The 8692-nt window shown below is 49.4% G+C and carries 7 protein-coding genes and 1 rRNA gene; 1 reads left to right on the top strand and 7 read right to left on the bottom strand.

The genetic code is table 11. From position 1 onward, the window contains the following. Positions 1-277, bottom strand: a 23S ribosomal RNA gene (locus I8U19_RS08985); the annotation flags it as partial. 389 nt (positions 278-666) lie between these two features. On the opposite strand from I8U19_RS08985, the gene I8U19_RS08980 reads away from it, so the two are divergent. After that, positions 667-1929, top strand: a complete 1263-nt coding sequence (locus I8U19_RS08980) for an MFS transporter (RefSeq protein WP_198055725.1) — start codon at positions 667-669, stop codon at positions 1927-1929. A gap of 146 nt (positions 1930-2075) precedes the next feature. Here the strand turns inward: I8U19_RS08980 and I8U19_RS08975 are convergent, their stop codons facing one another. From I8U19_RS08975 to frr, 6 genes are all read right to left on the bottom strand, one after another. Continuing rightward, positions 2076-3791 carry a proline--tRNA ligase gene (locus tag I8U19_RS08975; RefSeq protein WP_033102353.1) on the bottom strand — a complete coding sequence of 572 codons (1716 nt, stop codon included), beginning with the start codon at positions 3789-3791 and terminating at the stop codon, positions 2076-2078. A gap of 166 nt (positions 3792-3957) precedes the next feature. Next, positions 3958-5220 (bottom strand): RIP metalloprotease RseP, encoded by a 1263-nt coding sequence (rseP, locus tag I8U19_RS08970; RefSeq protein ID WP_033102352.1) that lies wholly within the window; start codon positions 5218-5220, stop codon positions 3958-3960. A 44-nt stretch (positions 5221-5264) separates the two neighbouring features. Beyond that, on the bottom strand, positions 5265-6422 hold the full coding sequence (locus tag I8U19_RS08965; RefSeq protein WP_198055724.1) for a 1-deoxy-D-xylulose-5-phosphate reductoisomerase: 1158 nt from the start codon (positions 6420-6422) through the stop codon (positions 5265-5267). A 14-nt stretch (positions 6423-6436) separates the two neighbouring features. Next, a complete protein-coding gene (locus tag I8U19_RS08960; protein ID WP_198055723.1) occupies positions 6437-7240 on the bottom strand; it encodes a phosphatidate cytidylyltransferase in 804 nt (267 codons plus the stop codon). 18 nt (positions 7241-7258) lie between these two features. After that, complete coding sequence (locus I8U19_RS08955; RefSeq protein WP_198055722.1) at positions 7259-8038, bottom strand: undecaprenyl pyrophosphate synthase; 780 nt, start codon at positions 8036-8038, stop codon at positions 7259-7261. Positions 8039-8142: 104 nt separating this feature from the next. Further along, positions 8143-8664, bottom strand: a complete 522-nt coding sequence (gene frr, locus I8U19_RS08950; RefSeq protein WP_052154455.1) for a ribosome recycling factor — start codon at positions 8662-8664, stop codon at positions 8143-8145. Between the last annotated feature and the right edge of the window lie 28 nt (positions 8665-8692).

The following is an 8692-nucleotide window of genomic DNA, read 5'->3' as shown; positions in this document are numbered from 1 at the left end:
CGGTTTGGGCTGTTCCCCTTTCGCTCGCCGCTACTCAGGGAATCGCGTTTGCTTTCTTCTCCTCAGGGTACTAAGATGTTTCAGTTCCCCTGGTCTGCCCCCGTCCATCCTATGGATTCAGATGGCGGTACCAGCTCTTCAAGCTGGTGGGTTGCCCCATTCGGAAATCCCCGGATCAACGCCTGCTTACGGCTCCCCGAGGCATATCGGTGTTCGCCCCGTCCTTCATCGGCTCCTGGCGCCAAGGCATCCACCGTGTGCCCTTAGTAGCTTAACCTGCTACGGTTTCTCTCCCGGTGATGCAACTTGACGAATGACCATTTCGTCATTTGCCTTATTCCATATCTTATTTTCAAGGTGCGTTCTCTCAGTTGTGCCGATCCTCTCGGCGACAAGAAATAATATAGCATGATCATCCAACATAAGCAAGCATTTTTTACAAGAAATAAATGGAAAAACTAACCTCCCAAACGATTATCTCGTCTCCTTTTGAAATTAAGAAAATCTTAATCCTTTTAATCCATTTATATTCTTCTGCTGCCGGAGTTAAAAATGATTATTGCTTTTTTATTATTTTCTGAAATAATTGAATTATAATATATTTCCTGTCGCGAAAATCATTTTTCATTAACGATTGGATCTGCTTTTGAAAGGAGTGATTTCAAGATGAAATTGAACAGAAGGCAGATATGGACGTTATTTCTGATTTTTAGCGGAACCCTGATCAACGCCATCGATCGTTCAAGTTTGGCGACAGCCAACACCTTTATCGCCAAGGAATTACATCTGAGCATGGGAACCATGGGCTTAATCCTCTCCGCTTTCGGTTGGGCTTATCTCTTCTTCAATATTCCTGCCGGTTGGTTCGCCGACCGGTTTGGAGCCAAGAAAGTCTACGGAATCACAGCGGCAATCTGGTCAATCGCATCCGCGGTCACCGGACTCGCTCGCGGAGCCCCGTTGCTGTTCGCCAGCCGCATCTTGGTCGGTTTGGGTGAGGCCGCGAATTTCCCGGCAGCGACAAAAATCGTTGCGGAAAACTTCAAACCTTCGGACCGCAGCACGGCAACGGGCATTTATCTTTCTGGATTGCGACTGGGATACGCTTTAACGCCAGGCATTATGATCGGCCTGATGGTGTACTTTGGCACTAAGGAGCAACCGGACTGGCGCATGGCTTTTTATATTACCGGGCTGGGCAGTCTTCTGTGGGTAATCCTCTGGTTCGCCACCTTTCGCGAGAAAAAAACGATTCCCGCCGGCAACGAAGTCACCTCTTCAAACAAAATCACTTCATTCCAATTATTAAAGCACCGAAACACCTGGGCGATCATCATCATCAAATTCTTTCAGGATTACCTTTATTATCTCTATCTGACCTGGTTGCCGGGCTTTTTGATCGAAGCACGAAAACTGGATCTGGACGCCGTCACTTTTTACGCAACCCTTCCCTGGGTGGCCGGGATGCTGGCACAACCTCTGATCGGAGTTTTGGCCGATTATTTAATTAAAAAAGGTTACAACCTTACCATTGTGAAAAAAACCCTTTTAATCACCACTCAAGTGATCGCATTATCCGTCATTGGAGCTGCTTATGCCAAAGATGCAGAAACTGCCGCCTGGCTCCTAATCATTGCCATGGCCGCCGAATCGGCATCAACAGCGATTCTATGGACGCTTCCCCAAGAGCTCGCTCCGGAAGGAGCCGCCGGCACCCTCGGCGGGATCATGAATACAGCCGGTGCATTCGCTTCCATTGTCTCTCCGGCAATCACCGGCTTTATCGCACAATACTACGGTTTTACGGCTGCACTTACATTTGGCGGATCAACGATGCTAATGGCTTCCCTCAGCGTTCTGTTTTTCCTGACAAAAATCCAACCGATCCGAATATCCACAGCAAAAACGAAGACAAAAAAAACAACATAATCGACAAATACAGAAGCATGGAATGCGCGATATTCAAATTTCTTCCAATTACTTACTTTTATTTGGACCGGCTTACCCGGAGTCAATGTACTCAAAAAAAAAGACCCATTCCCTCCCTTGCACGGGGAGAAAATGGGTCCTCTCTTCTATTTCTGATCTGCGCGTTTAATCCACTCCGGCAGCTCTTTCAATACTTCTTCAACTGACAATTCCTTGCTTTCCCCGCTGCGGCGCAATTTGATCTCGACCAGTCCCTCTCCAGCTTTTGCTCCGACTGTGATCCGAACCGGAATCCCCAACAGATCAGCATCTTTAAATTTGACGCCGGCCCGCTCTTTGCGATCATCAAATAAAACTTCGATTCCTTCTTTATTCAGTTCCTCGTACAACGCTTCGGCAAGACGGGCTTGGTCTTCGTTTTTCATATTGACCGCAATCAGGTGAACCGTATACGGCGCAATCGCCACCGGCCAGATAATCCCGTTTTCATCATGATGTTGCTCAATCGCTGCGGCAACAGTCCGGGAAACTCCGATGCCGTAACAACCCATGATAAAAGGTTGTTCTTTGCCGTTTTCATCGAGGAAACGGGCATTCATCGCCTCACTGTACCGGGTTCCCAGCTTGAAGACATGGCCCACTTCAATTCCGCGTTTGAACTGAATCGTTCCCCCGCAGCGCGGACATGCATCACCTTCCTGGATATTCCGGAGATCGCCGGCGAGATCGACTTGGAAATCGCGGCCGATCTGTACATGCATCAGATGAGCGTCAGCTTCATTCGCTCCGGTGATCATCTCATTCATTCGCATGACAGCATGATCCGCCAGGATTTTAACCGGTTCCTTCAATCCGACCGGTCCGACAAAACCGCTTGAAGCCCCTGCGATCCGTCGAACGGTTTCTTCATCCGCCAATTCGCATACGGCTCCCTCAAGCAAGTTTTTCACTTTCACATCATTGACTTCATGATCCCCGCGGACAAGGACGAGCACGGGTTCACCATCGACAGTAAAGAGCAAACTTTTTACCAGCTGGTGCGGTTCCACATCGAGGTACTCGGCCACCTCTTCAATGGTGCGTTTCCCCGGGGTGGCGATCTTCTCACGCTCCGAAACCGGTGTTTTGTCCGAAACCTCCTCATTTCCGACCACTTCAGCCATCTCGATATTAGCTGCGTAATCGCATGCTTCACAGATGGCGATGGTATCTTCACCTGCGTCGGAGAGTGCCATAAATTCATGGGTTCCCTTTCCTCCGATCGCTCCCGCATCCGCTTCCACCGCGCGGAAATCAAGTCCGACCCGGGTGAAAATATTCATATACGCCCCAAACATATCCTCATAGGTTTGATCAAGCGATTCGCGATCGGCATGGAAGGAATAGGCGTCTTTCATCACAAATTCCCGGCCGCGCAGCAAACCGGAGCGCGGTCTTTTCTCATCGCGGAATTTCGTTTGGATTTGGTAAAGCGCCATCGGCAGCTTTTTATATGAATTGATCTCGCCCCGCAAGAGATCGGTGATCACTTCTTCATGGGTTGGCCCCATCGCAAAACTGCGGTCATGCCGGTCGTTGATCTTGAAAAGCTCCGGCCCGTAGTTTTCCCAGCGTCCGGATTCATGCCAGAGTTCGGCAGGATGCAGGACGGGCAAGAGCAATTCCTGCGCCCCAATGCGATCCATTTCCTCACGGACGATTTTCTCCACTTTATGTAATACGCGAAATCCGAGCGGCAAGAAGGTATAAACCCCAGCTGCCAACTGCCTTATAAAACCGCCGCGCAATAAAAGGCGGTGACTTACCATCTCCGCTTCTCCGACATTGCGTAACGTCGGAATCAGCGCATTTTTTTGCCGCATAAAAATCCCTCTCTTTACTTAAACTGCATCAAACATAATCATACACAAAACCAGCCCAAGAAAAAAGCAAAAAACAAACCCAGTTTTCCTCACCGGGCGGAAAACCGGGTTAACGTTCACATCAGGCCAATCAAGGTTCCGGGCAGGAACCCATTGTTCCCTCAGCTCAAGTGAAAAAAATCGTTTTAATATCATTAAACGTGACCACCAGCATCAGCACCATCAGCAGAGCAAATCCGACAAAGTGAACCAGGCTTTCCTTGTTGGGACTCACCGGGCGGCCACGAATTGCTTCGATTGCAATGAAGACGAGGCGGCTGCCGTCAAGGGCGGGAATCGGCAACAGGTTGAAAATCCCCAGGTTCAGGCTCAAGAGAGCCATCCAGCGAATCAGCGAAGCCAGTCCGCTTTCGGCCGCCTTACCCGTAATGCTTCCCATTTGCACAGGACCGCCCAAACTTTTGATGGACAATTGCCCTGTAACCAATTTACCGAATCCGTCCAGAATAAAGCCGGACCACTCATATGTTTCCCGTACTCCGTCAGTCAATGCCTCTCCGATCGTCGCTTTTCTTTTCATTTTCTCCTGGTTGAAATAGGCGCCGATCTGGTAGACATCCCCGTTTTTTTCGGGCGTAACAGGGAGATTCAGCTTTTTCCCGTTGCGCTCGATGGTGATTGTCACTGTTTTTCCTTTGGAATCGATCAGGTAATACCGCAACGAATCCATGGTATGAACTTCATGCCCATCGACGGCAACGATGACATCACCTGCTTTGATGCCCGCTTTTTGCGCCGGTTTTCCCGGCATGGTGCTGTCCACGGGCAACTGGTCTTCAATGCCGGCCATCAAAGCGTAAGTGGCGAAGAGGATCACAGTTAATATAATGTTGAACAGGGGTCCGGCAAAGATCGCCATCGCCTTTTGCCCAACGCTTTTGGAGCCAAACTGACGATCGACCGGAGCGATTTGCACATGGGTTTTTTGATCATAATGAATAATGGTTTGCGGATCGAGGGCATACCTCATTTCCACTTCATTTTGATCCTCAAGGACCACATACAGCTGTTTCTCCAGGTCCGCTTCCACCAACCTGCCCACAATCAACTGTTCCGGCAAATCGGTTGGCTCATACAAGTAGAGATGATTCAGCTTTCCCTCACCGGATTGTACGGCATATACGAGGGATCCCGTCTTGATCTCGACCACTTCCGCATCTTCCCCAGCCATTCTCACATACCCGCCGAGTGGAAGCGCACGAATGGAATAGAGTGTTTCTCCATAGAGCTTGGAAAAAATTTTCGGGCCAAAACCAATGGCAAATTCCCGAACCAGAATACCTGCCCGCTTGGCAAAAAGAAAATGTCCCAATTCATGAACAAATACCAAGAGGCTGAGAACGAGAATAAAGATGATCACTGTTTGCATGCTTGTTATCACCACCCCGGTTAATCAGAGAACAGCCCCGCAGCTCAGGTTATGCGGATGAGACTCTCTCTGGCGAAGGCTCGCGCCCAGCGATCCGCTTCCATGATTTCTTCCAGCGTTGGATTGTGCACCACCTCATGGGCGGATAACGCTCTTTCCACCAATTCTTCAATCACTGGAAACGGGCATTCGCCGGCCAAAAATGATTGTACCGCCACTTCATTGGCCGCATTTAAAACCGTCGGCATCGTTCCCCCGGTTTTTCCGGCTTCATAAGCCATTTTCAAACAGGGAAAGCGTTCAAGGTCCGGTGGACGGAAGTCCAGGCGGGACAAAGCCACAAAGTCCAACCGCTCCGTCTGCAAAGGCAAACGGTTGGGATAGGACAATGCATATTGAATGGGAACCCGCATGTCAGGCGTCCCCAACTGGGCCATCACCGCGCCGTCCTGAAACTCCACCATCGAATGGATGATGCTTTGCGGATGAATGATCACATCTATTTTCTCATAAGGCAGATCAAATAGCCAGTGAGCCTCTATCACTTCCAATCCCTTGTTCATCAACGTTGCCGAATCGATCGTCACTTTTGCCCCCATCGACCAATTGGGGTGTTTCAACGCTTGTTCCACCGTTGCGTTCTCTATTTGTTCTCTTGTCCAATCACGGAAAGCTCCTCCGGATGCAGTGACAATCAAGCGGCGAACTTCGGAAATGCGTTCTCCATTCAAGCATTGAAAGATGGCGGAATGTTCACTATCAATCGGAAGCAGGGGAACCTGTCTCTTTTTTGCTTCCGCCGTCACGATATGACCGGCGCTGACAAGCGTTTCCTTGTTGGCCAGACCGACCTTTTTCCCTGCGCGGATGGCTGCCAGGGTCGGCACCAATCCTTTGCTTCCCACAATGGCCGAAACAACAAAGGATGCTTCCGGATGGGAGGCCACTTCGACGGGGGCATCCTCGCCATAGATAACCCTTACTTCCTGCCCCACCTCCCGCTGCACCTGTTCAGCTGCTTCTTTCGTAGCCATCGAGATCAATTTGGGTTTAAACGTCTGCGCTTGTTCCACCATTTCGCGGACGTTTCCCCCTGCCGCCAGCGCAACCACTTCAAACTCATCGGGATGCTGGGCGATCACGTTCAAGGTACTGCGTCCGATTGAACCGGTGGAACCCAAAATGGCGATTTTTTCCGGCATTCCCCGCTCTCCTTTCACACTGCCTGAATTAAATGCAAAATGAGAAAAACAAACAACAAACTGTCAAAGCGATCCAATACGCCGCCATGCCCCGGCAGAATCCCGCCGGAATCTTTTACACCAGCGCTTCTTTTCCAGGCGGATTCAACCAAATCTCCCAATTGGCCGACGATGGTGATAAACAATCCCATTCCCAACGCCCACAGGGAGCTCCCCAATTGGGGATGGATCAGCCAGATGACCAGACTGGTCACAATCCCAAACATGATGCCGCCCAGCGAACCTTGAATCGTCTTGTTGGGGCTGATCTGGGGCCACAATTTGTGTTTCCCCCACTTTTTTCCGATAAAATAAGCACCGGAATCGTTTGCCCAAGTCACAATGATGACAAGAAGGGATAAGGCAAGTCCGTCAGGCTTCCAGATGGCCACCATCATATATAAAAAGCCGTATCCTATGTATATGGCTCCTGCCAATAAATAAGCCATTTGAAAGAGATCAAAGCGATTGCGGCTCAAGACGATCAAAACAGAGTAGAGCGCCAGTCCCAGCAACAGTGGATTTGGTTCTTTGAGGAAAGAAGAAGACGACTTCAAGACCGGCAGCTCCATTAATCCGGAAAGAAAAATCAGTGCGATTACAATAAGGCCAAAAAACATTTGCGGCGTTTTCCAATGCTGCTCTCTCATCTGCGCAAATTCCAAAAAGGCGATGACAGCCAGTACAAACATCAAGGCGGTATACCACCAGCCTCCCAAGGACAGCAGCAGCAAAAAGCCGAGAGCGCCCAATACCCCTGTAATGATTCTCTGCTTCATCGTTTATTTCCCCTGTCTTTACACCGCTCCAAATCGCCGCGAACGACGCTGGAATTCTGCAATCGCCTGATGGAAATGCTCGATGGTAAAATCAGGCCACATCGTATCGGTAAACAGCAACTCGCTGTATGCCAGTTGCCACAACAAGAAATTGCTGACGCGAATTTCTCCGCTCGTACGAATGACAAGGTCAGGATCAGGCAATCCTTTGGTGAGCAAATACCGGTTCATGGTTTGTTCATCGATCTCTTCCTTATCAATATGACCATTTTGCACATCGTCTATAATGTTTTTTACCGCGCGCAGGATTTCATCCCTCGAGCCGTAATTGATCGCAAAGTTGAGAATCAATCCGGTATTGTGTTTGGTCTCTTCTTCAAATTTGATCAGGGCCTGCTGCGTCTGCGTCGGAGTTTTGCTCTTCTCCCCCAGCATTTGCACTTTCACGTTGCGTTCAACCAATTCCTTGAGATCGGTTTTTAAAAACTCGATCGGAAGTTTCATCAGATATTCGACTTCCTCTTGCGGACGTTTCCAATTTTCGGTCGAAAATGAATAAAAAGTGAGGACTTTAATACCTAAGTTGTCGGCTTCCCGGATCACTTCACGCACCCGTTTCATTCCGGCCGCATGACCCGCCGTACGGGGAAGACCCCGTTTTTTGGCCCAACGACCGTTTCCATCCGTGATAATGGCCACGTGTTCCGGCAGGGGAGCCTTTTTGATCTGTTCCAACAACTCTTTCTTTCCTTGTTCCCTCTTCTCATTGCCAACCAGGCGTTTAATGGATTCAATCATGAAACATTCCTCCGCAAAGGTTAACTCATCCCGTTTCTCATCCCTGGGGTAGACAGAAAACCCCCTCTGGAAAGAAGGGGTTTTCACCCAATCATTTTATGTTTTTAAATCTCCATCATTTCTTTTTCTTTCGCTGCAACCACTTGATCCACTTCCTTGATGAAACGGTCGGTCAATTTTTGGATCTCTTCTTGACCCCGACGTGCCGTATCTTCGGGAATTTCCCCATTTTTCTCTAATTTCTTGATTTCATCATTTGCATCGCGGCGCACGTTGCGAATTGCCACTTTGGCCTCTTCTCCCATTTTACGTGCCACTTTCACCAATTCATTGCGCCGTTCCTCGGTCAACGGAGGAATCGTGATGCGGATCACGCTTCCATCGTTGGTCGGAGTCAACCCCAAATCCGATTTCAAAATGGCCCGTTCAATTTCGCCCAAAGCGGACTTGTCCCAAGGCTGAATGGCAAGTGTGCGCGGATCCGGCGTGGAGATATTGGCCATTTGGTTGATCGGCATTTCGGTACCGTAGTATTCGACGGTCACTTTGTCCAAAAGAGCCGGATTGGCCCGACCGGCCCGAATCGTGAGCAAATCTTTTTTAAGCACTTGGATGGCTTTTTCCATTTTCGATTCTGCTTGCGATTTTACCTGG

This window comes from Thermoactinomyces sp. CICC 10523, from assembly GCF_016055105.1.
Taxonomy (GTDB): domain Bacteria; phylum Bacillota; class Bacilli; order Thermoactinomycetales; family Thermoactinomycetaceae; genus Thermoactinomyces_A; species Thermoactinomyces_A daqus.
The sequence above is the reverse complement of the archived record's forward strand: the minus strand, read 5'-3'. Positions and strand labels throughout refer to the sequence as shown.

What these genes read in the sequence shown, in the direction of transcription:
- I8U19_RS08975 (WP_033102353.1), bottom strand. Translation starts at nt 3,791, where the DNA reads ATGCGGCAAAAAAATGCGCTGATTCCGACGTTACGCAATGTCGGAGAA.
- I8U19_RS08960 (WP_198055723.1), bottom strand. Translation starts at nt 7,240, where the DNA reads ATGAAGCAGAGAATCATTACAGGGGTATTGGGCGCTCTCGGCTTTTTG.
- rseP (WP_033102352.1), bottom strand. Translation starts at nt 5,220, where the DNA reads ATGCAAACAGTGATCATCTTTATTCTCGTTCTCAGCCTCTTGGTATTT.
- I8U19_RS08965 (WP_198055724.1), bottom strand. Translation starts at nt 6,422, where the DNA reads ATGCCGGAAAAAATCGCCATTTTGGGTTCCACCGGTTCAATCGGACGC.
- I8U19_RS08955 (WP_198055722.1), bottom strand. Translation starts at nt 8,038, where the DNA reads ATGATTGAATCCATTAAACGCCTGGTTGGCAATGAGAAGAGGGAACAA.
- frr (WP_052154455.1), bottom strand. Translation starts at nt 8,664, where the DNA reads ATGGAAAAAGCCATCCAAGTGCTTAAAAAAGATTTGCTCACGATTCGG.
- I8U19_RS08980 (WP_198055725.1), top strand. Translation starts at nt 667, where the DNA reads ATGAAATTGAACAGAAGGCAGATATGGACGTTATTTCTGATTTTTAGC.